The sequence below is a fragment of the Phenylobacterium conjunctum genome, from assembly GCF_042679085.1.
GTDB classification, from domain to species: Bacteria; Pseudomonadota; Alphaproteobacteria; order Caulobacterales; family Caulobacteraceae; genus Phenylobacterium; species Phenylobacterium conjunctum.
Window position 1 is genome coordinate 14,781 of record NZ_JBHTLQ010000015.1, and the last position, 20,709, is coordinate 35,489.

A 20,709-nucleotide genomic window follows, 5' to 3' on the forward strand; every position below is an offset into this window, starting at 1 on the left:
CCGCGGCGTGCGGCTCAGACGCCCTTCGGCGTCATCACCAGCCAGGGCGTCGGCGAACTGCGGAACTCCCAATGGGCCAGGAGCTGGTCCAGTTGCGAGGCGCCGCTCAGGAAGTCCGGCAGGGGCTGGGTGCGCGGACCAGGGTTGAGCTGCACGATCTCGTGGGTGTCGGCGAACCGGTCATAGACCCGCTGCCGAACGCCCGGCCGCGCGCCATCGTGGGTCTCGACGATCAGCCGCATACCGGCCAGGGCCGGCGCGAGGTCCGGGCGCAGGAGCTCGTCCTCCGCCCCTTCGACGTCCATGATCACCAGGCAGTTCAGCCCGGCGAAGTCCTGGAACCGCTCCGGCGTGAAATTGCCCTGCACGATCACCCGGTCCTCGACCCCGTTCAGCCGCGCCATCTCGCGGCAGGCGTCCAGGGCGACCGGATTGCGGTCATAGGCGAAGACCTTGGCGGCGGGAAACAAGCGGGCCAGGCCCACGGCGTAATAGCCCTCGGCGCACCCCACATCGATCACGCAATCGGCCCCGTCACGGGCGAAGGCCTCAAGATAGGGGTGCAGTTCGGCCTCGTAGGAGCCGAGCAGGCGCGGGGCCAGGGCGCCTTCCGCGGCGCCCGAGACATAGGTCATGCCGGCGAACGGTCCCGACAGCACCTTGCCGCCGTTCTGGGCCTTGAGAGCTTCGGCGATCATCCGGGAGCGCCAGACGGCCAGCACTCGCAGGCCGAGCTCGGCGTCCTGCGGGCACGCCATATGGCCGGGCCCATCCAGTCGCCCGCGAAACCAGCCGGAGATGTTCTCCAGATAGGTGGCCATCACTCTGCTCCAGGTTGATTACAACACCCCTGAACGCGCGAGTCGGCAACTGGTTTATGCTGCGACGGAATGTTTCAGCCTGGCTGCGGGTCAGACCATGCCTTGGGCCACCGCATGCAACCGAGCATAGGCCCCGCCGCGATCCACCAGCTCGTTATGGCGGCCCTCCTCCACCACCCGGCCCTGTTCGAACACCAGGATGCGGTCGGCGTGGCGGATGGTCGACAGCCGGTGGGCGATGACGATGGTGGTGCGCCCGGCCATCAGGGCCTCCATCGCCCCCTGCACCTCGCGCTCGGTCTCCACGTCCAGCGAGGACGTCGCCTCGTCCAGCACCAGGATCGGCGCATCGGCCAGGAAGGCGCGGGCGATGGCCACCCGTTGCCGCTCGCCCCCTGACAGCTTCACCCCCCGCTCGCCCACCAGGGTCTCATAGCCCTTGGGCAGCTTGACGATGAACTCGTGGGCGCGGGCCCGGCGAGCCGCCAGCTCGATCTCGTCAGGCGTGGCGTCCGGCCGTGCATAGGCGATGTTCTCAGCGATGGTCCGGTGGAACAGGGCCGGGTCCTGGGGCACCAGGGCGATGGCCCGGCGCAGGGACTGCTGGGTCACGGACGCGATGTCCTGGCCGTCGATCAGGATGCGCCCGCCGTCCAGGTCGTAGAGCCGCTGGATCAGCTTGACGAAGGTCGACTTCCCCGCCCCCGTCGCCCCCACCAGCGCCACCCGCTCGCCGGGCCGGATCGTCAGCGAGAAGTCGCGATAGAGTTGCGCCTCCGCCGCCTGGTAGCCGAAGTCGACCTGGTCGAAGACGATCTCGCCCAACTGGCTCGTCAAGGCGGGCGCGCCCGGCCGGTCGGCGACCTGGGGCGACATGCCGGCGTAGCGGGCAACATCCTCCACATCCACCAGGCCCTTCTGGGTCATGCGGATCTGGTCGCCGATATTGCGCAGATAGCCGCTCATCAGCATGAATGAGGTGATGGCGAAGGCCACGTCCCCGGCGCTGGCCTCGCCCTTGGTCCACAGGTGGATCAAAAGCCCGGTCAGACCGGCCTGCAGCACCACCAGGATCAGGTTCTGGGCCAGCCAGACATTGGTGCCCGCCACCCAGCTGCGCGCCGCCGCCTGCGCCCAGGCCCGGGTGACGCCGGCGATCCGCGTCTCCTCGCGATCCTCCGCGCCAAAGGCCCGCACGGTGGGGTTGGAAGTCACCGCGTCGGCCAGGGCGCCGCCGATCCGCGAATCGAACCCGACCGCCTTCTGGTTCAGGGGCCGCACATAGGTCGAGGTCAGGAACAGGTTCGAGGCGATATAGAGCGCCACCACCAGACCGGCGAAGGTCCCCACCATCGGCCAGCGCAGGATCATCATCACCGCCAGGCCGATCAGCACCAGGAAGGCCGGACCCAGCCACATGACGAAGGCGTCGGAGACCACGTCATAGCCCCACATGGCCCGTGACAACCGCCGCACCGTCGCGCCCGCAAAGGTGTTGGCGTGCCAGTCGGCGGAAAAGCCCTGGACCTTGGCGAACCCTTCGTCGGTCATCTCGCGCATGTTCTGGGCCGCCAGCGGGATCCAGAAGCGGGGCGCGACATTGCGGGTCACCGAGAAGGCGAAATAGACCCCGACGAACACCGCCCACGCCGTCCAGGCGAGGTCCGCCGCCTGTGGCCCCTTGGCCAGGGCGTCAACCAGCTTGCCCGCCGCCCATGGGGTGGCGAGGTCAAAGCCGGTGGCGATGATCGAAAACCCCACCGTCCCCGCCAGCAGGCCCTTCCGACGCAGCCAGAAGGCCGTGATGAAGCCCAGGACCTGACGGTTGGTCAGGATCCGCGTCTGCGGCTCCTCGGCGTCCTCGTACTGTTCCGTCACGTCTGATCCCCTACGCGCATCTGGAAAGCCGTCCCCCTCAACGGGGGACGGCTCTAGGCCAGAGCCTCCGCCACGGCGTTCAGCCGGGCATAGGCCCCACCCTTGGCGACCAGCTCGAAATGGCCGCCCTCCTCGATCACCCGGCCGCCTTCGAACACCAGGATGCGGTCCGCATGCCGGATGGTCGACAGCCGGTGGGCGATGACCACCGTCGTGCGGCCGGCCATCAGCTCCTCCATGGCCGCCTGCACCTGGCGCTCAGTCTCCACGTCCAGGGACGAGGTGGCCTCGTCCAGCACCAGGATCGGCGCATCGGCCAGGAAGGCCCTGGCGATGGCCACCCGTTGCCGCTCGCCGCCCGACAGCTTCACCCCCCGCTCGCCCACGGCTGTGTCATAGCCGAGCGGCAGGCGGGCGATGAAGTCGTGGGCCCGGGCCCGCTTCGCCGCCAGGATGATCTCCTCCATCGTCGCCTCGGGCCGCGCATAGGCGATGTTCTCGGCGATGGTCCGATGGAACAGGTTCGGGTCCTGCGGCACCACCGCGATGGCGCGCCGCAGGGAGGCTTGCGTGACCCCCGCGATGTCCTGGCCGTCGATCAGGATCCGGCCCTCGTCCACGTCATAGAGCCGCTGCAGCAGCTTCACGAAGGTCGATTTGCCGGCCCCGGTCGAGCCCACCAGCGCCACCCGCTCGCCCGGCGCGATGGCGAGGGAGAAGTTCTCATAGAGCGGATAGGCCTGGCGGTCGTAGCCGAAGGTCACCTTGTCGAACACCACCGCGCCCGACTGGCCGCGGAACGCCGTCGCCTGCGCACGGTCCGCCAGCTGGGGCGGGGTGCGCATGTAGCTGGCCACGTCGCTCATGTCGTCGAGGCCCTTCTGCAGGTTGCGGGTGTTCTCGCCGAAGGTCCGCAAATAGCCGGCCATGACGATGAACGAGGTCACGGCGAAGGCGACGTCGCCCGGCGTGGCCTGACCCTTGGACCAGGCGTGGACCAGGAACCCGGTCAGGCCGGCCTGCAGGGCGACCATCATCAGGTTCTGCCCCAGCCCCACATTATTGCCCCGGTTCCAGGTGCGCCGCTGGGCGTTGCGCCAGCGGTCCACATGGGCCTCGAAGCGGCGGGCCTCGCGGTCCTCCGCGCCGAAGCTCTTGACCACCGCATTGCCCGACAGGGCGTCGGCCAGGGCCGCGCCGATGCCGGAGTCCAGCGCATTGGCCGCCAGGTTCGCCGGGCGGATATAGAGATTGATCATCGCCACATTGTAGACGGCGAACACCGTCACCAGCACGGCCACGAACACCCCGGCCCAGAACCAGTGCAGGCCGATGGAGATCGACAGCCCGGCCAGCACGATGAAGGTCGGGATCAGCCCCCACAGCATGCTGTCGGAGGCGCTGTCATAGCCCCACATGGCCCGGCCCACCCGGCGCACGGTGGCGCCGGCGAAGGTCGAGGCGTGCCAGTCGGACGAGAAGTCCTGCACCCGGCGGAAGGCCCGCGTCACCATCCGCGCCATGATCCGGCTGTAATAGCCGTTCGACAGGCGGAACATGTAGAGCCGCAGGATCCAGTAGCCAAGGTACAGGCCCGACAGGGTCGCCCAGGCGATCCAGGCCTTGTCCACCGGATGATCGGCGCGGCCCACCGTGTCCACCAGGGCGCGCGTGGCCCAGGGGATGGTCAGGTCGCACAGGATCGAGCCCAGCATGAAGGCCAGGATCAGGGCGAACCGCCCCGGCTCCTCGATCCAGTGCCGGAACATGAAGGCCAGCACCTGGCGGTTGGGGATCTCCGCCCCGCGCTCGTCGTCATTGTCGACCAGACTAGTCATTGGCCGCCTCCAGTCTGCGGGGGCGGGCCACCTGGCGCAGGGCCTGGGCGATGGCGATGGGCCGGCCGCGCTGTCGTCGCCAAGGCGCGTCGGCGCCGAACAGCCGCTCGGCCAGGTACAGGCCCAGCCAGGCGGCGTTGGCCGCGGGGTCGCGCGGCCAGCTGCGTATGAGGAAGTCCAGTCGTTCCGCCTCGGCGCGATCGCGCCGGGCTTCGTCCAGGGAATGAAACATGTATGGCGTCCGAAAAGGGAGAAGGACCCGGAGTCCGGACGCCAAGCGAGGCGTCGGGATCAGGGCGAATAGGCGGGAAGTCGCGCTAGGACCGGGAGACCCGGTGGGGCGGCGGCGGAGGCGGAGACTCGAGGCGGCCGGTCAGCAACCGGTCGGTCGGGTCTTTCCAAGACCTCGGGCGGCAGCCCGGTAATCCACGGCGACGAATGTGGGGGCGTTTGCGATAGCAATCATCTTCGCGAGCCCTCCTTTCGTGTCGCGTGGAGGTTGAACGCTAGGCGCGCCCTCCCTGAGCGTCAACCAAGCCTCCGCGCATATTTTTGACTGCGGCGCCAAAGACACGGTGGGCCTTGCCCATGTCCCCTGGTCTTTCATTTGGTCGTCATGGCCGGGGTTGTCCCGGCCACCCATGAACTCCGTGAACGCGGGGTGGGCGCAGGCGGCGCCTCAGCGATCAGACTTGAAGCTCAGGCGCGTATGGGTGGCCGGGACAAGCCCGGCCATGACGGCATGGGAGGAAGTCACCAGCGGCCCCGGAACCGGATCACCTCCACCAAGGGGCCAAGGGTTCCCCTAGCCTCGCCGCCGACGCCGCCCTAAACCACCGCCATGACCGCGCCCTCGGACATCCTTCCCGACGCCGCCCCGACCAACTGGGTGGACCGCCATGCGCCGGCGCCCCTGCGCCCCTGGCTGAAGCTCGGCCGCTTCGACCGGCCGGCGGGGATCTGGCTGCTGATGCTGCCCGGCTGGCAGGGGATCGCCCTCGCCGGCGCCATGAAGGGCGAAGGGCCCAACCTCCTGCTGCTGGCCGAGGTGTTCGCCGGCGCCGCCCTGATGCGCGCCGCGGGCTGCGCCTATAACGACATCGTCGACCGCGACTTTGACGCTCAAGTGGCCCGCACCGCCGGCCGCCCCATCCCGTCCGGCCAGATCAGCGTCAAGCAGGCCTGGGCCTTCGTCGCCGCCTGCTGCCTGGTCTCCCTGGGCGTCCTGCTCACCATGCCGCTGATCGCCATCGCGCTCGGCGCTGGCTCGCTGGCCCTCGTCGCCGCCTATCCGTTCATGAAGCGGATCACCTGGTGGCCCCAGGCCTGGCTGGGCCTGACCTTCAACTGGGGCGCCTTGCTGGGCTTCGCGGCCGCGACCGGCGGCCTCGGCTGGCCGGCCGTCCTGCTCTACGCCGGCGGCGTCTTCTGGACCCTCGGCTACGACACCATCTACGCCGTCCAGGACCTGGAGGACGACGCCCTGGCCGGCGTGAAGTCCTCGGCCCTGCGGCTTGGATCCGCCGCGCCCCAGGCTGTGCTCGGCTTCTATGTCCTGGCCTTCGTCCTGGCCCTGGCCGCCGCCTGGGTTGGTGGGCTAGGCCCCCTGTTCCTGCCGCTCGCCGCCGCCTACGGCGTCCACCTCTCCCGCCAGGCCGCCCGCCTGGACGTCACCGATGGCGCGGGCGCGCTGAAGCTCTTCAAGTCGAACACCACCGCCGGCGCCGTCCTCTTCGCCGCCCTGGTTTGCGGCCTTTGGAAAGGGCCGGGGGTGGGGTTCTGAACTCGGGTGTCATCCCGGAAAGCGCGCAGCGCTTGTCCGGGACCCAGACGCGCGGGGTTTTCCGGAGAGATCGGTGTCTATGGGTCCCGGTCTTTCGCTGACGCGAAAACCGGGATGACAGTTCGGGGCGCCATCCCGCCCAAAAATATGGCACGCTCCACGCCATGGCCGTCGCAGCACGTGTTGATCCGAAAACCATCTTCACCCCCGAGGAGTGGGCGCCGCTCGCCCGCCGGTCCTCCTGGAAGGGGCTGTTTCTCCTGGCCCACGCCTGGGCGGTGATCTTCGCCGCCGGCGCCATGGTGGTCATCTGGCCGCTCACCCTGCCGCTCGCCGTGATCATCATCGGCGGCCGCCAGCTGGGTCTGGCCATCCTGATGCACGACGCCGCCCACGGCGCCCTGCACGGCGACCTCAAGCTCAACGACCTGGCCGGCGAATGGCTGACCGGCGGCGGGCTGGCCCGCTACCGCACCTATCACCTGGGCCACCACAAGTTCGCCCAACAGGCCGAGGATCCGGACCTGGTCCTGTCCGCGCCCTTCCCGATCACGCCCCTGTCCCTGCGCCGCAAGATGATCCGCGACCTGACCGGCCAGACCGCCTTCAAGCAGCGGTTCGGCGATCTGATCGCCCGGCTGAAGGCCCGCAAGCCCGGCCAGCCCCTGCTGCCCATCCTCGCCGAGGAAGTCCGCCGCAAGCGCCGCTGGTTGCTGGGCGGGGTGATCATCACCGCCATCGGCTCGCTGTTCGGCGCCTGGTGGGCCTGGCCGGTGCTCTGGGTCCTGCCCCAGTTCACCTGGTTCCCGCTCATCACCCGGCTGCGCAACATCGCCGAGCACGCCTGCGTGGCCAAGGACGAGCCCGACCCCTTACGCCACGCCCGCACCACCCACGCCGGCTGGCTCGCCCGCATGACACTCGCGCCCTACTTCGTGAACTATCACTGCGAGCACCACATGTTCATGCATGTGCCCTGCTACAACCTGCCCCGCGCCCACCGCCTGCTGCAGAAAAAGGGCGTGATCGACGGCATGCTCTACGAGCCCGGCGGCTACGGCGCGGTCCTGAAACTGGCGACGAGCAAGGCAGCCTAGCCCAAGCCCTGCGGCCTGCTACAAGGCCCCATGATCCTCCCCACACCCGAGGGCCGGCGCGCCTTCATCCTTGAGAACACGCGGGTCCAGAGCCCGCCGCACACGCCCGAGCTGGTCCTGCGGCTGGCCGATGAGGTCACCCCGATCTGGCGGCTGACCGAGGAAGCCCTGCAGGAGATCGGCCTGCCGCCGCCCTTCTGGGCCTTCGCCTGGGCCGGTGGCCAGGCGCTCGCCCGCTACGTCCTCGACCATCCCGACCTCGTCGCCGGCAAGCGGGTGATCGACTTCGCCTCCGGCTCCGGCATTGTCGGGATTGCGGCCATGAAGGCGGGCGCCGCCAGCGTGCTCGCCGCCGACATCGACGTCTTCTGCGGCGCGGCCCTGGCCCTCAACGCTGAGGCCAACGGGGTCGAGATCGCCTTCACCGATCAGGACCTGCTGGACGCCCCGCCGCCGCCCGCCGACGTCATCCTGGCCGGCGACATCTGCTACGAGAAGCCGCTGGCGGAAAAGGTCATGGCCTGGCTCGCCGCCGGTCGCGCGGCCGGCGCCACGGTGCTGATCGGCGATCCGGGTCGCAGCTACTTTCCCCGCGAGGGCCTGACGAAGCTCGCCGAATACCAGGTCCCCACCACCCGCGAACTGGAAGACCAGGAGGTCAAGAAGACCGCGGTCTGGACTCTGCCGGCCTGACCGGCTAGCCTGGAACAAATTAAGAACATCTGGAGCGCGCGATGATCGGCGACAGCAAGATCAGCTATGTGGAACTGCCCGGGACCGACCTGGCCGCCACCAAGGATTTCTACGCCAGCGCCTTCGGCTGGCGGTTCACCGACTATGGCCCGACCTATACGGCCTTCGGCGACGCCGAGGCGGGGATCGACGGCGGCTTCGACGCTGACGCCGACGGGGTGAAGGTCCCGCTCGTCGTTCTGTTCGCCCACGACCTGGAGGCGATGTTCGCCAAGGTGACCGGGGCCGGCGGCGTCATCACCCGCCCCATCTTCGCCTTCCCGGGCGGGCGCCGCTTCCACTTCCGCGACCCCAGCGGCAACGAACTGGCGGTGTTTACGGAAGACTCCTCCGGGAATTGATCTTTCGACATTTAGCACCTTAAAGATGCTTTCGACGAAAGCGGGGTGGGCGACATGGTGAGATTGCGCGCGGCGGCCTTGGTCGCGGGACTCATGATGTTCGGGGCCGGTCCCAGCCTCGCCGCCACCGCGCTGCCGCCGATCGCCGCCGCGCCGGACCTCGCGCCCGACGCGGTGGTTCAACCCTTCGCCCTCACGCGCGTCACGGCCCGGATCCCGCGCGGCGCGCAATGGGGCGTGTTGAGGGGAGGCCTGCTTTGCGGTCCCGAAGAGAAGCTGATTTGGCAAGGCGGGGCGATGAAGGTCGATATGGCCGCCTTCGACACCGTGTTTCGCGAGGAAATGCAGAAGGTCGGCTTCAAGGTCGCCGGCGATCCGCAGGATCTGTTCTCTGACGGCCCGGCCAACACCGACTATGCGGTCGCCGGCGCAATCTCGCGGATCGACGCCCAGCCCTGTTTTCCGAACTCTGGCTTTGGCGATCTCGTCTCGATCAGCGGCTCGATCATCATGGATGTGGAATGGACGGTCTATTCCCGCCTCAGGCGCGAGGTCGTCGCCAAGATCACCACGTCCGGCGGGTACCAGCAGCGCCGGTCCGCGCCGGGCGCCTTTGACCTGATGCTGAACAGCGCCTTCGCGGCCAATGTGCAGAACCTCACCGCGGCGGAGGCCTTTCGGAGCGTGGTGCTCTCATCGCCCCAACAGGCGACGGCGCCCGGCGCCGCGGCGACGCCCGATGCGGAAATCCTGCTGAAAGGCTCCCTGTCGGCCAAGGGCCGCCCCCTGTCGGAGTCCGTCGGCTCCGTCGTGACGATCCTGACCGGGTCGGCGATGGGCAGCGGCTACCTCGTCTCCACCGAGGGCCACATCCTCACCAACCGGCATGTGGTCGGCGATGCGCGGCAGGTGAAGGTCCGCTGGTCAGACGGGTTCGAGGCCATGGGTGACGTGCTCCGCTCCCATGCCCAGCGGGACGTCGCCATCATCCTGAGCCGACCGCATGGCCGCGAGCCGCTGCCCCTTAGGACCAAGCCCGCTCAGCTGGGCGAGGTCGTGTTCGCTATCGGCACGCCGCTCGACCCCAAGCTCCAGAACACCATCACCAAGGGCATCGTCTCGGCCAAGCGCACGGAAGACGGCTTCGCCTTCATCCAGAGCGACGCGGCGACCAACCACGGCAACAGCGGCGGCCCCCTGCTCGACGAAAAGGGCCAGGTCATTGGCATGGCGGTCGCGGGGATGATGGTGAACGACGCCCAGGTGGGTCTGAACCTCTTCATCCCCATCAGCGACGCCCTGGATTTCCTCAATCTCAAGCCCGCGCCCTGAGCCCGCACCCTGAGCCCTCCGCTGCCTGACACCAAAGTGTCACCGCCCTGTCGTAAAGCCCTGACCATAACCTCGGCGGGGGCATCCGATGAAAAGCTGCGGCGACTGCGGCATGTGCTGCAAGCTCCTGGCGATCCAGGCGCTCGACAAGGCCCCGAACGTCTGGTGCGACCACTTCAAGCGCGGCTGTTCGATCTACGCCGACCGGCCGCCCGCCTGTCAGAACTTCGTCTGCCTGTGGCTGGACTCCGACAAGCTCGACGACGCCTGGCGGCCCGACAAGGCCCGCTTCATCATGTACACGGAAAAGGACGGCCAGCGGCTCAATGTCATCGTCGATCCGGCCCAGCCCATGGCCTGGAAGCGCGAGCCCTACTATCGGCGCATCAAGGCCATGTCCCAGCGGGTGGAGGACGGCTACGAGCTGGTGGTCTGCATCGGCGATCAGCGGATCGTGGTCTTCCCGCACGAGGACGTGGACCTGGGCCGGGTGAACCCCGACCACAAGATCGTCTCCGGCTTCGCCCTGCGCGACGGCCAGAAGGTCCCCTACGCCATGGTGCTCAGCGACCTGGACGGCGCGGCCTCCGTCTAGACCTCGGCGCCGGCGGGCCTAGACTGGCCCCATGAGCGCGCCCACCTTCTTTGAAACCGGCGAGGCCTTCCGGGACTGGCTGGCCGCGCACCACGCCAGCGCGCCCGAGCTGTCGGTCGGCTTCTGGAAGGTGGGCTCGGGCCGGCCATCAATGACCTGGCCGCAGTCGGTGGACCAGGCCCTGTGCTTCGGCTGGATCGACGGGGTGCGCCACCGGATCGACGACGAGGCCTATCGCATCCGCTTCACCCCCCGAAAGCCCGGCGGGATCTGGAGCCAGGTCAATCTGAAGCGCTTCGCTGAGCTGGAGGCCGCCGGCCTGGTCGCCCCCGCCGGCCGCGCGGCCCACGCCGCCGGCCAGGCCCGGACCCTGGAATACTCCTACGAAAAGCCCACGGCGGACTTCTCAGACGAGGAGCTCGCCCGCTTCCAGGCCGACGCCGCCGCCTGGAACGGGTTCCAGGCCTTTCCGCCCTGGTACCGGAAGGTCGCGATCCATCGGGTCGTCTCGGCCAAGGGCGCCGCGACACGGGCCAGGCGCCTCGACATCCTCATCGCCGCCAGCGCCGAAGGGCGCCAACTGGGATCAGCCACCAAATGACCCCCGACGAAATGCGCCAGATCGCCCTGTCCTTCCCCGGCGCGGAGGAAGGCGTCTCCTATGGCCACCCGGCCTTCAAGGTGAACGGCAAGTTCTTCACCCGCCTGCGGAAGGAGGACGCCAGCGTCGTCCTGACCGGCATCCACATCGATGAACGCGAGATGCTGATGGAGGCCGAGCCCGGCACATTCCACATCACCGCCCACTATCGCGACTACCCGGCGGTGCTGGCCCGCATCGAGACCCTGCACCCCGGCTCCTTCCGCAACTTCCTCGAACGCCGCTGGCGCGAGATCGCCCCGAAGAAGTGGGTCAAGGAGTACGACGCCCAAAGCCAAACCTGACGTCATGGCCGGGCTTGTCCCGGCCACCCATACGCGCGGGAAACTCAGGTCGCGGCGCGGCGGCGAGCCCTGGCGCTCTAACGACAGATACGGAGATCATGGGTGGCCGGGACAAGCCCGGCCATGACGTTCGAGTTTAGAACTCGTCCTCGATGGACGCCCGGAACAGTTCGAACAGCTCCGCGGCCCGCTCCGGCGTCGGCTCGTCCTCGGCCTCAGCGGGCGCGGGCGGCGGCGAGAGCGCCGTGATCCGCCCGGCCACCGCCCCGTTCTGCACCAGGAGCAGCTCCTCGCCCTCCTCCAGCCCCACCAACAGGGCGGCAAGCTTCGGGGGCAGGTCATCAAGGTCGAGGCGCTTCATGCGCGCGAGCTTAAGCCCCAGCCCGCGTGACAGCCAGCCCCGCGCGCCCTAACTACGCCCTCAAGTCAGGAGCAGACACATGGCCTACCGATCCTTGCGGGACTTCATCGCCAAGCTCGAAGCCGCCGGCGAGCTCGTCCGGGTCAGCGAGCCCGTCTCCTCCGTCCTGGAGATGACCGAGATCCAGCGCCGCCTGCTGGCCACCGGCGGCCCCGCCGTGCTGTTCGAGAACGTCATCCGCGCCGACGGCCAGCCGTCGTCAATGCCCTGCCTGGTCAACCTGTTCGGCACGGTGAAGCGGGTGGCCATGGGCGTCACCCTCGACGGGGTCGAGCGCACCACCGCCGGCGAGCTGCGCGAAGTGGGCGAACTCCTGGCCTTCCTGCGCAATCCCACCCCGCCGCGCGGCTTCCGCGACGCCATGGAGATGCTGCCGCTCGCCCAGACCGTCATGTCCATGCGGCCCAACACCGTGAAGAAGGCGCCGGTGCAGGAGGTGGTGCTGAAGGGCGACCAGGTCGACCTCACCCAGCTGCCGATCCAGACCTGCTGGCCGGGTGAGCCCGCCCCCCTGATCACCTGGCCGCTGATCGTGACCAAGGGCCCGTCCGAAGACCGCGAGGACGACTACAATCTCGGCATCTACCGCATGCAGGTGCTCTCGAAGAACCGCACCATCATGCGCTGGCTGGCCCACCGCGGCGGCGCCCAGCATCACCAGCGCTGGAAGAAGGCCGGCAAGCGCGAGCCCCTGCCCGCGGCCGCCGTCATCGGCGCCGATCCCGGCACGATCCTGGCCGCCGTCACCCCGGTGCCCGACACCCTCAGCGAATACCAGTTCGCGGGCCTGATGCGCGGCAAGAAGCTGGACCTGGTCCCCGCCAAGACCGTGCCCCTGATGGTCCCGGCCCAGGCCGAGATCGTGCTCGAGGGCCACGTCCTGCTGGACGAGTACGCCGACGAGGGCCCCTACGGCGACCACACCGGCTACTATAATTCCGTCGAACGCTTCCCGGTGTTCGAGGTCAGCGCCATCACCATGCGCCGCGACCCGATCTACCTGACCACCTTCACCGGCCGGCCGCCGGACGAGCCCAGCGTGCTGGGCGAGGCCCTGAACGAGGTCTTCATCCCCCTGCTGCGCCAGCAGTTCCCGGAGATTGTCGACTTCTGGCTGCCGCCGGAGGGCTGCTCCTACCGGATCGCCGTGGTGTCGATGAAGAAGGCCTATCCCGGTCACGCCAAGCGCGTGATGATGGGCGTCTGGAGCTATCTGCGCCAGTTCATGTACACCAAGTGGGTCATCGTCGTGGATGACGACGTCGACGCCCGCGACTGGAAGGACGTCATGTGGGCCCTGTCGACCCGCATGGACCCGGCCCGCGACATCACCGTCATCGAGAACACCCCCATCGACTACCTGGACTTCGCCTCGCCGGAGAGCGGCCTGGGCTCCAAGATCGGGCTGGACGCCACCAACAAGTGGCCGCCTGAGACCCACCGCGAATGGGGCGAAAAGCTCGGCATGGACCAGGCCACCATCGACCTCGTCACCGAGAAATGGGCCAAGCTCGGCCTGCCGGGTTCAGGCGATCCGGTGAAGTAAGAGCATCCTTCTCCCCTTGCGGGAGAAGGTGGCCTGGCGGAGCCAGGTCGGATGAGGGGTCTCTCAGACCTCTCATCCTCACCATCAGCTCAAGCCGGACAAGCAAGCAAGACCCCTCATCCGGCCCTTCGGGCCACCTTCTCCCACAAGGGGAGAAGGGCCGCACGCGCACCCCCTTGCCCTCGCCGCCGTTTCCGTCTCCAACTGCCTCCCACGTCGCGGTCAGGAGAACAGCGTTATGGACACCATCACCTCCGGCCACGCCGCCGCCCTCTGGGTGGGGCTCAATCTCTTCCTGCTCTTGACCCTGTCCCTGCTGGTCGTGCGCCAGCGCCAGCGGCACAAGGTGGCCCTGGGCGATGGCGGGGTGCCCGAGCTCGCCCAGGCGATCCGCACCTTCGGCAACGCCACCGAATATGTCCCCGCCGCCCTGGTCGGCCTGGCGGTCCTGGCCATTGTCGAGGCCCCGCCGCTGGCCATCCACGTGGCCGGTTTCGTGTTCTTCGTGGGCCGCGTGCTGCACGCCGTCGGCCTGTCCAGCTCGGGCGGGACCTCTTTCCCCCGCGCCATCGGCATCCTGATGACCTGGATCGGCTACGTCTTCCTGGGCGCGGTCCTGTTGTTCTACGCCGTCGCCTGAGCTTGCCGCGGGCGCGTCCGCCAGCCATATGGCGGGGATGGATGAAAACCTGCTAGCCGATGTCGTCGCCGCCGCCCTGAAGGCTGGAGCCGACGCCGCCGAAGCCGTGGGCGCCGAACGCAGCGCCTTCGGGGTCAATGTCCGCCTGGGCGAACTGGAAGAGGTCGAGCGCGAGGAGTCCCGCGACATCGGCCTGCGGGTCTTTGTCGGCCAGCGCCAGGCCACCGTCTCCGGCTCCGATATCTCGGCTGAGGCCCGCGCCAAGCTGGTGGAACGCGCCGTGGCCATGGCCCGGCTCGCCCCGGAAGACCCCTATGCGGGCCTGGCTGATCCCAGCCTCTACGCCAAGGGCGCCCTGCCCGACCTCGACCTGTTCGACGGCTCGGAGCCGACGCCGGAAACCCTCGAGGCCCGCGCCCGCGCCGCCGAGGACGCCGCACGCGCCATGCCGCGGATCAGCAATTCCGAAGGCGGCTCGGCCTCGCACTCCAGCGCCGTCTGGCGCCTGGTCACCTCGGCCGGCTTCTCCGGGACCCACCGGGCCTCGGGCTTTTCGGTCGGTGCCTCGGTTGTGGCCGGAGAAGGCGACGAGATGGAAAGCGGCTATGACGGCCGCTCCACCCGCTGGCAGTCTGACCTGCCCTCGCCGGAGGCCATCGGCGCCGAGGCCGGTCGTCGCGCCGCCGCCCGCCTGGGCGCGCGCAAGATCGCCTCGACCACCGCCCCGGTGATCTTCGAGAACCGCCTGGCCACCTCGCTGATCGGTCCGCTGATCGGCGCCATCTCTGGCCCCTCGATCGCCCGCGGCACCTCGTTCCTGAAGGACAAGCTGGGCCAGCAGGTCTTCGCCAAGGGGATCCGCATCACCGATGACCCGCACAAGGTCCGCGGCCTCGGCTCCTCGCCCTTCGACGACGAGGGCGTCGCCAACCGCGCCTGGGACCTGATCGATGACGGCGTCCTGACCACCTGGCTCATGAACACCTCGTCGGCCCGCCAGCTGGGCCTGGCCTCCACCGGCCATGCGTCGCGCGGCCTGGCCGGCCCCGCCGGGGTGTCGACCTCCAACCTCACGGTCCAGCCGGGGGACAAGGACCAGGCGGCCCTGATGCGCGACGCAGGGAGCGGCGTTCTGATCACCTCGATGTTCGGCCCCTCGCTGAACGGCAACACCGGCGACTGGTCGGTGGGCTGTGCGGGCTTCTGGTTCGAGGGCGGCGAGATCGCTTATCCGGTCAACGAGATCACCGTGGCCGGCAACCTCATCGACATCTACGCCCGGCTGGTTCCGGGCTCGGACCTGGAGATCCGCGGCTCTGCCAACGCGCCCTCGATCCTGGTCGACGGACTGGCCATCGCGGGGAAATGAGCTTCGAGGCCGACCTTGCCCTGATCCGAGACGCGGCCCACGCGGCCGGGGCGCTCGCCTCGCGCATGCGCGACGCCGGCCTGACCATCGAGATGAAGGCCGGCGATTCCCCGGTCACCGACGCCGACCTAGCCGTCGACCGCCTGCTGATCGACACCCTGCGCACCGCCCGCCCGGACTATGGCTGGCTGTCGGAGGAGACGGCCGACAACCTCGACCGTCTGGCCTGCCGCCGCCTCTTCGTGGTCGACCCGATCGACGGCACCCGCGCCTATATGAAGGGCCGGCCGTGGTGGTCAGTCTCCATCGCCGTGATCGAGGATGACCAGCCGGTCGCCGGCGTGGTCTTCGCCCCCGACGTCAACGAGACCTATTGCGCGATCCGCGGCGCCGGTGCGCGGCGCAATGACGCGCCCATCGCGCCGTCGACCCGCGCCGAACTCGAAGGCGCGGGCATGGTCGGCGATGTGCGGATGTTCCAGCATCCCGCCTGGCCCCAGCCCTGGCCGTCCATGCGGATCGAGGCGCGCAACTCCACCGCCTATCGCATGTGCCTTGTGGCGGCTGGGGAATTCGACGCCGCCCTGGCCCTGGTGGCCAAGGCCGACTGGGACCTGGCCGCCGCCGACCTGATCGCCCGCGAGGCCGGCGCCGTCGCCTGCGACCATCTCGGGCGCCCCTTCGCCTATAACGGCCCGAACCCGTCGCAACACAGCCTGCTGTGCGCTGCGCCCGGCGTGGCGCCATTGATCCTTAACCGGGTCTCGCATATCGCCTTGGGCAATTGATTCCGTAAGGGAACTTCATGCCTCATCGTCAACTTCTCCACCTCGTCATCGGCGGCGAGCTGGAGGACGTGGAACACAACACGTTCCGCGACCTCTCCAAGGTCGACCTGGTCGGCGCCTACGCCAGCTACGAGGAAGCCCTCGCCGCCTGGCGCGCCAAGGCCCAGTCCACCGTCGACAACGCCCTGATGCGCTACTTCATCATCCACGCTCACAAGCTGCTCAGCCCGAGCGACGACCCCGACCACCACTAAGGTCGGCGCGCGGGAGGGGCGGCCCCCACCGATAGTGTCCATGCGCCGCATGGATCGCCATCAGGGCCAGAGGCTCCTCCCGCGTTCCACCGCCGTTGTTCTGCACGATGCGCGGCCACAGGCCGCCCGCCACCACGATCGCCACATGCGGCCGGCCGCCGGGCAAGGTCAGCCAGGTCAACAGATCGCCCGGCCGCAACGCCCCGCTGAAATCCACTCCAAGCCGCCAGCCGTCAGCTTCCCAGAGCTTCGCGCCCTGCCGCCGCCAGAAGGTCTCCAGGTTCGGGACCCGGCGATGATCGATATTGGCGTCCGGTCGCTTCAGCCCCCAGGTGGTAGGATAGGCGGCGAAGTCGCCGGCCATGTCCTCGTGGATCAGCTGCTGCAGGTCCAGCCCCCAGGCGTCCCGCACAGCCCGCACCACCACATCGGCGCAGACCCCGGTCCGGCGGGGCACGTCCCCGCCCGGATAGGCGAGCTTGCGATAGGCCGGATCATACCCGGGGGTCACGCCCACCTGCCGCCGCGCCGCCGCCGCCAGCCGCTCCCCCGGCGTTGCGGCCTGCCCGCCCGGCGCAGCCAGCTCCGCGCCCAGTCCAACCAGCACCGCACGCCGCGAAGGGGTCATGGCAGCTCCCAAAGCCAAGACGCCCAGCCTGCACCAAACAGGATTGAGGCGAAACCTCCCCCACCCTCCGCACATCCCGGCGAATGCCGGGATCCAGGTGAAGCCTCGAGCGCACCCGGCAGATCAGCCGCCCAGCCCTATGACCTGGACCCCGGCCTTCGCCGGGGTGAGCGGCGTGAGAGCAGCTTCAACTTGACGAGAACAAAAAACGAACATATCGTTTCCGTCAAGCCAATTCCATCGTGAATACAGCGCCTTGCCCCCGGCCGACGCCCCTTTGCGCCGCCGCCGAAACCCGTTCGTCAATGTTGACGTCAAAGCCCCAGCGCGTGGGGTTCAATACCACTGCAACAAGTGGCTAAAGTCGGCGGCTACTCCCGCTTCACCAGCCCGTCGGTCAGCAGGCGGCCCCACATCTGGCTGCGGAAGTCGGCCTTGATGCCGGCCTCGTCATAGGCCGGGCTGTCCACCCATTCGAGGAAGGTCTGGCCCTGAGGCTCACCCTCGGCCAGGTAGCGCTCGAAGGTGTAGTCCAGCACCCCGGTCTTGCCCTGCTTCACGTGCAGGTACTTCAGGGACAGCTGGTCCAGGGCCTCGCGGATCGGCAGGCCCTTGCGGAAGTGCATGTAGAAGACGCTCATGATGCCGGCCCGGTCCGCGCCGGACTTGCAGTGCATCAGGGCCGGATACTCCAGGGTCTCGAACAGGGCCTTCGCGCCATGCACCCGCGCCCGGCTCGGCACCTCGCGCGAGGTGATGGTGAAGTCCACCATCTTCAGGCCCAGGCGCTCGCAGGCGTCCTTCTCCAGCGCATAGAAGCTGGCGTCGAACCCGCCGCGCAGGTTGACGATGGTCTTGATCCCTTGGGCCTTCCAGCGCTCGAGCTGGAACGGCCACGGCTGGTTTGTCCGCACCAGCTCGTCGCTGATCCAGTGCGCGTTGGAGAACCTCAGCCGCAGATAGGCGTGGTCCTTCCAGAGGTAGTCCATATAGGTCGCGAAGCGGCCGCGCGGGGTGGTCAGGTCGAAGTCGGCCAAGGGGGGCTCCGGAAGGTCTTACGCCCCTAACTAAGGGCCTATGGGCGTGAACGGAAGCTTTGCGCGTCAAAGCCCCCTATATGGGCGTGGTCTTGACTTCACCGCGCCGACAGCCGACCCAGACCCCGATGACCGCCGCTGTACCCGAGCCCGCCGAGCTTTCGGCCCGCGACCTGATCGGGCGGGTCGCGCGGGTCTACCTCGCGCCCCGCTGGAAGGGGTTGGCCGGCGCCCTGGTCGCCGCGGTGGTGGTCGCCGTGCTGTCGGCCCAGCTGGTCCGCATCCTGGAGCCGGCGGTGAACGACCTGATGGTCACCCACAAGCCGGGCGCCCTGATCACCATTCCGCTGGCCATCGCCGCCATGGCCATCGGTCGCGGCCTGGCCCAGGTGATCCAGGCCTCGCTGATCAACCGCATCGGCAACGCCGTGGTCGGCGACGTCCAGGTGCAGCTGTTCGGCAAGCTGGTCCGCGCCGACCTCGCCCACCTGCGCACCCAGCATTCGGGGGCCTATGTCTCCTCAGTGCTCTACGACGCCGGCCTGATCCGCGAGGCCGCCACCGCCGGGATCATCAACTACACCCAGCACTTCCTGACCGTGCTGGGCGCCATCGCGGTCATGGTCTCCAACGATCTTTGGCTGTCCCTGGTCCTGGTGGTCGCCGCCCCGGCCGCCACCAGCATTATGCGCCGCTTCTCCAAGCGCACCACCAAGGCCGCCAAGGGCGCGATGGCTGAGACCTCGGCCCTGTCGACGGCGATCATGGAAAGCCTGGATGGCGTCCGGGTGGTCAAGATCGAGAACCGCGAGGCCTATGAGGAGGCCCGCGTCGGCGAGGTCGTGGCGCGGCGGCAGGAATACCTGGTCAAGGGGGCCAACGCCCGCGCCCGGGCCGCGCCGGCCACCGAGGCCCTGATGACCCTGATCACCGCTGGCGTCATCGCCTATGCCGGCTGGCGCTCCCAGTCGGGCGCCATGACCGTCGGCGCCTTCGTGGCCTTCCTGGGCGGCCTGGGCGTCGCTTCCCAGTCCCTGCGCCAGCTCGCCAACCTGCAGACCGTGATGGCCGAAGGCATGTCGGCCGCGCGGCGCCTGTTCGCGGCCCTGGACGTCGAGCCGGAGATTCGCGACGGCGCCGACGCCGGACGGCTCACCCGCGGCGGCGGGACCCTGGCCTTCCAGGACGTCGGCTTCGCCTATGGCGGCGGCCCGGCCACCCTCACCGGCGTGACCCTCGAGGTGAAGCGCGGCGAGACCGTCGCCCTGGTCGGCCCCTCCGGCGGCGGCAAGACCACCCTGCTGAACCTGATCCCGCGCTTCTACGACGCCACCGAGGGCCGCATCCTCTATGACGGGATCGATATCCGGTCGGTGACGCTCGCCTCTCTGCGCGACCAGATCGCCCTGGTGACCCAGGAGCCCTTCCTGTTCGACGACACCATCCGCGCCAACATCGCCTATGCGCGGCCAGACGCCTCGCAAGACGAGATCGAGGCGGCGGCCAAGGCGGCGGCGGCGCACGACTTCATCGACCAGCTGCCCAAGGGCTACGACACCCTGGTCGGCGAGGCTGGCGCCCGGCTGTCCGGTGGCCAGCGCCAACGGATCGCCATCGCCCGCGCCTTCCTGAAGGACGCCCCGATCCTGCTGCTCGACGAGGCCACCAGCGCCCTCGACACCGAGAGCGAGGCCCAGGTCCAGGCGGCCCTGTCGCGGCTGATGGCCGGCCGCACGACCATCCTGATCGCCCATCGCCTGTCGACTGTGCGCGGCGCGGACCGCATCCATGTCATCGACAAGGGCCGCATCGTCGAGACCGGCGATCACGCCGCCCTGGTCGCGGCCGGCGGCCTCTATGCCCGTCTGGCCCGCAGCCAGGATCTCGAAGCCGAGGAGCCCGCGTGAAGAAGGTCCTGCGCAGCCCCGGCGTCCAGTGGTTCCTGGGCCTGATCCTGGCCGGCTATCTGATCCTGATCCGACGGACCACCCGCTGGACCCATGTGGGTCTGGAGAAGGTCGAGCCGGCGCTCAAGTCCGACCAGGGCGCCGTCGCCCTGTTCTGGCATGGGCGCATCCCCCTGTGCCTGGGCATCGGCCAGATCTGGTGGCCCAAGCAAAAGCTCCGCTGTCTGGTCTCGCCCTCGTCGGACGGGGAGTTCATCGCCCAGGCCCTGGCCCGCGCCCGTTTCCCGGCCATCCGCGCCTCTTCGGCCAAGAAGGGCGACAGCGCCAAGGCCCGCGCCGTGGTCGCCGCCTTCCGCGAGGCCATGAAGTGGGTGTCCGACGGCGGGGTCCTGATCGTGACGCCGGACGGCCCGCGCGGCCCCAACGAAGTGATCGCCTCGGGCTCGCTGCAGATCGCCAAGCGCACCGGCGCGCCGGTCTATCTGATGGGCCTGGCGGCCGCGCCCGCCACCCAGCTCGACACCTGGGACAAGGTGATGGTCGCCCGCCCCTTCGGCCGGGGCGCCACGGTCTGGGAAGGTCCCTTGCATGTGCCCGCCGACGCCGATGACGCCCGGATCGAGGAACTGATCGTCGAATGGTCGGCCCTGCTGTCGGCGGCGACGCGCAAGGCCGAGGAAATCGCCGGTTTCCGCCCTGCCGATTGATCCCGCGGGCGTGCGGTGAGAGATAGGGT

22 protein-coding genes are annotated in these 20,709 nt (G+C 69.0%); 15 read left to right on the plus strand and 7 right to left on the minus strand.

The window, feature by feature from the left end:
• Positions 1-14 precede the first annotated feature (14 nt).
• The 4 genes from ACFQ27_RS08585 to ACFQ27_RS08600 all read right to left on the minus strand — a co-directional run bounded on the left by ACFQ27_RS08585 (position 15) and on the right by ACFQ27_RS08600 (position 4,769).
• The gene (locus tag ACFQ27_RS08585) at positions 15-821 is read right to left on the minus strand and encodes a methyltransferase domain-containing protein (protein WP_374342905.1); all 807 of its coding nucleotides are present in this window, start codon (positions 819-821) and stop codon (positions 15-17) included.
• A 90-nt stretch (positions 822-911) separates the two neighbouring features.
• On the minus strand, positions 912-2,699 hold the full coding sequence (locus tag ACFQ27_RS08590) for an ABC transporter ATP-binding protein (RefSeq protein ID WP_377353278.1): 1,788 nt from the start codon (positions 2,697-2,699) through the stop codon (positions 912-914).
• Positions 2,700-2,752: 53 nt separating this feature from the next.
• On the minus strand, positions 2,753-4,537 hold the full coding sequence (locus ACFQ27_RS08595) for an ABC transporter ATP-binding protein (RefSeq protein ID WP_374342909.1): 1,785 nt from the start codon (positions 4,535-4,537) through the stop codon (positions 2,753-2,755).
• Positions 4,530-4,769 carry a hypothetical protein gene (locus tag ACFQ27_RS08600; RefSeq protein ID WP_377353279.1) on the minus strand — a complete coding sequence of 80 codons (240 nt, stop codon included), beginning with the start codon at positions 4,767-4,769 and terminating at the stop codon, positions 4,530-4,532. Before ACFQ27_RS08600 ends, ACFQ27_RS08595 begins: the two co-directional genes overlap by 8 nt.
• Positions 4,770-5,378: 609 nt before the next feature.
• Between ACFQ27_RS08600 and ubiA the strand changes: the two genes are divergently transcribed.
• The 8 genes from ubiA (at position 5,379) to ACFQ27_RS08640 (ending at position 11,383) form a co-directional block, all read left to right on the plus strand.
• A complete protein-coding gene (gene ubiA, locus ACFQ27_RS08605; RefSeq protein WP_377353280.1) occupies positions 5,379-6,320 on the plus strand; it encodes a 4-hydroxybenzoate octaprenyltransferase in 942 nt (313 codons plus the stop codon).
• Positions 6,321-6,484: 164 nt separating this feature from the next.
• Positions 6,485-7,417: a fatty acid desaturase family protein gene (locus ACFQ27_RS08610; RefSeq protein WP_377353281.1), complete on the plus strand. Its 933-nt coding sequence runs from the start codon at positions 6,485-6,487 to the stop codon at positions 7,415-7,417.
• Positions 7,418-7,447: 30 nt separating this feature from the next.
• Complete coding sequence (locus ACFQ27_RS08615; RefSeq protein WP_377353282.1) at positions 7,448-8,110, plus strand: class I SAM-dependent methyltransferase; 663 nt, start codon at positions 7,448-7,450, stop codon at positions 8,108-8,110.
• A gap of 41 nt (positions 8,111-8,151) precedes the next feature.
• Positions 8,152-8,511, plus strand: a complete 360-nt coding sequence (locus tag ACFQ27_RS08620) for a VOC family protein (RefSeq protein ID WP_377353283.1) — start codon at positions 8,152-8,154, stop codon at positions 8,509-8,511.
• Between the two features lie 54 nt (positions 8,512-8,565).
• Entirely contained in the window at positions 8,566-9,843 is a 1,278-nt protein-coding gene (locus ACFQ27_RS08625; protein ID WP_377353284.1) for a S1C family serine protease, read from the plus strand.
• 88 nt (positions 9,844-9,931) lie between these two features.
• Positions 9,932-10,438, plus strand: coding sequence for a YkgJ family cysteine cluster protein (locus tag ACFQ27_RS08630; protein WP_374342925.1), 507 nt, complete (start codon positions 9,932-9,934; stop codon positions 10,436-10,438).
• 31 nt (positions 10,439-10,469) lie between these two features.
• On the plus strand, positions 10,470-11,039 hold the full coding sequence (locus tag ACFQ27_RS08635) for a YdeI/OmpD-associated family protein (RefSeq protein WP_377353285.1): 570 nt from the start codon (positions 10,470-10,472) through the stop codon (positions 11,037-11,039).
• Positions 11,036-11,383, plus strand: a complete 348-nt coding sequence (locus ACFQ27_RS08640; protein WP_377353286.1) for an MmcQ/YjbR family DNA-binding protein — start codon at positions 11,036-11,038, stop codon at positions 11,381-11,383. The genes ACFQ27_RS08635 and ACFQ27_RS08640 overlap by 4 nt, the downstream gene beginning before the upstream one ends.
• Before the next feature lie 136 nt (positions 11,384-11,519).
• On the opposite strand, the gene ACFQ27_RS08645 is transcribed toward ACFQ27_RS08640, so the two are convergent.
• Positions 11,520-11,744, minus strand: a complete 225-nt coding sequence (locus tag ACFQ27_RS08645) for a hypothetical protein (protein WP_374342932.1) — start codon at positions 11,742-11,744, stop codon at positions 11,520-11,522.
• A 79-nt stretch (positions 11,745-11,823) separates the two neighbouring features.
• On the opposite strand from ACFQ27_RS08645, the gene ACFQ27_RS08650 reads away from it, so the two are divergent.
• From ACFQ27_RS08650 to ACFQ27_RS08670, 5 genes are all read left to right on the plus strand, one after another.
• A complete protein-coding gene (locus tag ACFQ27_RS08650; protein WP_377353288.1) occupies positions 11,824-13,350 on the plus strand; it encodes a UbiD family decarboxylase in 1,527 nt (508 codons plus the stop codon).
• 238 nt (positions 13,351-13,588) lie between these two features.
• The gene (locus ACFQ27_RS08655) at positions 13,589-13,990 is read left to right on the plus strand and encodes an MAPEG family protein (protein ID WP_374342936.1); all 402 of its coding nucleotides are present in this window, start codon (positions 13,589-13,591) and stop codon (positions 13,988-13,990) included.
• Between the two features lie 37 nt (positions 13,991-14,027).
• Complete coding sequence (locus tag ACFQ27_RS08660) at positions 14,028-15,359, plus strand: TldD/PmbA family protein (RefSeq protein ID WP_377353289.1); 1,332 nt, start codon at positions 14,028-14,030, stop codon at positions 15,357-15,359.
• A complete protein-coding gene (locus tag ACFQ27_RS08665; protein WP_377353290.1) occupies positions 15,356-16,147 on the plus strand; it encodes a 3'(2'),5'-bisphosphate nucleotidase CysQ in 792 nt (263 codons plus the stop codon). The genes ACFQ27_RS08660 and ACFQ27_RS08665 overlap by 4 nt, the downstream gene beginning before the upstream one ends.
• A 17-nt stretch (positions 16,148-16,164) precedes the next feature.
• Positions 16,165-16,401 (plus strand): DUF4170 domain-containing protein, encoded by a 237-nt coding sequence (locus tag ACFQ27_RS08670; RefSeq protein ID WP_374342941.1) that lies wholly within the window; start codon positions 16,165-16,167, stop codon positions 16,399-16,401.
• Here the strand turns inward: ACFQ27_RS08670 and ACFQ27_RS08675 are convergent.
• A complete protein-coding gene (locus tag ACFQ27_RS08675) occupies positions 16,370-17,029 on the minus strand; it encodes a DUF1287 domain-containing protein (protein WP_377353291.1) in 660 nt (219 codons plus the stop codon). The genes ACFQ27_RS08670 and ACFQ27_RS08675 overlap by 32 nt on opposite strands.
• A 371-nt stretch (positions 17,030-17,400) precedes the next feature.
• Positions 17,401-18,066, minus strand: a complete 666-nt coding sequence (locus tag ACFQ27_RS08680) for a fused DSP-PTPase phosphatase/NAD kinase-like protein (RefSeq protein WP_377353292.1) — start codon at positions 18,064-18,066, stop codon at positions 17,401-17,403.
• 128 nt (positions 18,067-18,194) lie between these two features.
• Here ACFQ27_RS08680 and ACFQ27_RS08685 point away from each other — a divergent pair, with 128 nt between their 5' ends.
• Both ACFQ27_RS08685 and ACFQ27_RS08690 read left to right on the plus strand, forming a co-directional pair.
• The gene (locus tag ACFQ27_RS08685) at positions 18,195-19,973 is read left to right on the plus strand and encodes an ABC transporter ATP-binding protein (RefSeq protein WP_377353326.1); all 1,779 of its coding nucleotides are present in this window, start codon (positions 18,195-18,197) and stop codon (positions 19,971-19,973) included.
• The gene (locus tag ACFQ27_RS08690) at positions 19,970-20,680 is read left to right on the plus strand and encodes a lysophospholipid acyltransferase family protein (RefSeq protein ID WP_377353293.1); all 711 of its coding nucleotides are present in this window, start codon (positions 19,970-19,972) and stop codon (positions 20,678-20,680) included. Before ACFQ27_RS08685 ends, ACFQ27_RS08690 begins: the two co-directional genes overlap by 4 nt.
• Positions 20,681-20,709 lie beyond the last annotated feature (29 nt).

What these genes read in the sequence shown, in the direction of transcription:
- ACFQ27_RS08585 (WP_374342905.1), bottom strand. Translation starts at nt 821, where the DNA reads ATGGCCACCTATCTGGAGAACATCTCCGGCTGGTTTCGCGGGCGACTG.
- ACFQ27_RS08595 (WP_374342909.1), bottom strand. Translation starts at nt 4,537, where the DNA reads ATGACTAGTCTGGTCGACAATGACGACGAGCGCGGGGCGGAGATCCCC.
- ACFQ27_RS08600 (WP_377353279.1), bottom strand. Translation starts at nt 4,769, where the DNA reads ATGTTTCATTCCCTGGACGAAGCCCGGCGCGATCGCGCCGAGGCGGAA.
- ubiA (WP_377353280.1), top strand. Translation starts at nt 5,379, where the DNA reads ATGACCGCGCCCTCGGACATCCTTCCCGACGCCGCCCCGACCAACTGG.
- ACFQ27_RS08610 (WP_377353281.1), top strand. Translation starts at nt 6,485, where the DNA reads ATGGCCGTCGCAGCACGTGTTGATCCGAAAACCATCTTCACCCCCGAG.
- ACFQ27_RS08615 (WP_377353282.1), top strand. Translation starts at nt 7,448, where the DNA reads ATGATCCTCCCCACACCCGAGGGCCGGCGCGCCTTCATCCTTGAGAAC.
- ACFQ27_RS08620 (WP_377353283.1), top strand. Translation starts at nt 8,152, where the DNA reads ATGATCGGCGACAGCAAGATCAGCTATGTGGAACTGCCCGGGACCGAC.
- ACFQ27_RS08625 (WP_377353284.1), top strand. Translation starts at nt 8,566, where the DNA reads ATGGTGAGATTGCGCGCGGCGGCCTTGGTCGCGGGACTCATGATGTTC.
- ACFQ27_RS08630 (WP_374342925.1), top strand. Translation starts at nt 9,932, where the DNA reads ATGAAAAGCTGCGGCGACTGCGGCATGTGCTGCAAGCTCCTGGCGATC.
- ACFQ27_RS08635 (WP_377353285.1), top strand. Translation starts at nt 10,470, where the DNA reads ATGAGCGCGCCCACCTTCTTTGAAACCGGCGAGGCCTTCCGGGACTGG.
- ACFQ27_RS08640 (WP_377353286.1), top strand. Translation starts at nt 11,036, where the DNA reads ATGACCCCCGACGAAATGCGCCAGATCGCCCTGTCCTTCCCCGGCGCG.
- ACFQ27_RS08645 (WP_374342932.1), bottom strand. Translation starts at nt 11,744, where the DNA reads ATGAAGCGCCTCGACCTTGATGACCTGCCCCCGAAGCTTGCCGCCCTG.
- ACFQ27_RS08650 (WP_377353288.1), top strand. Translation starts at nt 11,824, where the DNA reads ATGGCCTACCGATCCTTGCGGGACTTCATCGCCAAGCTCGAAGCCGCC.
- ACFQ27_RS08655 (WP_374342936.1), top strand. Translation starts at nt 13,589, where the DNA reads ATGGACACCATCACCTCCGGCCACGCCGCCGCCCTCTGGGTGGGGCTC.
- ACFQ27_RS08660 (WP_377353289.1), top strand. Translation starts at nt 14,028, where the DNA reads ATGGATGAAAACCTGCTAGCCGATGTCGTCGCCGCCGCCCTGAAGGCT.
- ACFQ27_RS08665 (WP_377353290.1), top strand. Translation starts at nt 15,356, where the DNA reads ATGAGCTTCGAGGCCGACCTTGCCCTGATCCGAGACGCGGCCCACGCG.
- ACFQ27_RS08670 (WP_374342941.1), top strand. Translation starts at nt 16,165, where the DNA reads ATGCCTCATCGTCAACTTCTCCACCTCGTCATCGGCGGCGAGCTGGAG.
- ACFQ27_RS08675 (WP_377353291.1), bottom strand. Translation starts at nt 17,029, where the DNA reads ATGACCCCTTCGCGGCGTGCGGTGCTGGTTGGACTGGGCGCGGAGCTG.
- ACFQ27_RS08685 (WP_377353326.1), top strand. Translation starts at nt 18,195, where the DNA reads ATGACCGCCGCTGTACCCGAGCCCGCCGAGCTTTCGGCCCGCGACCTG.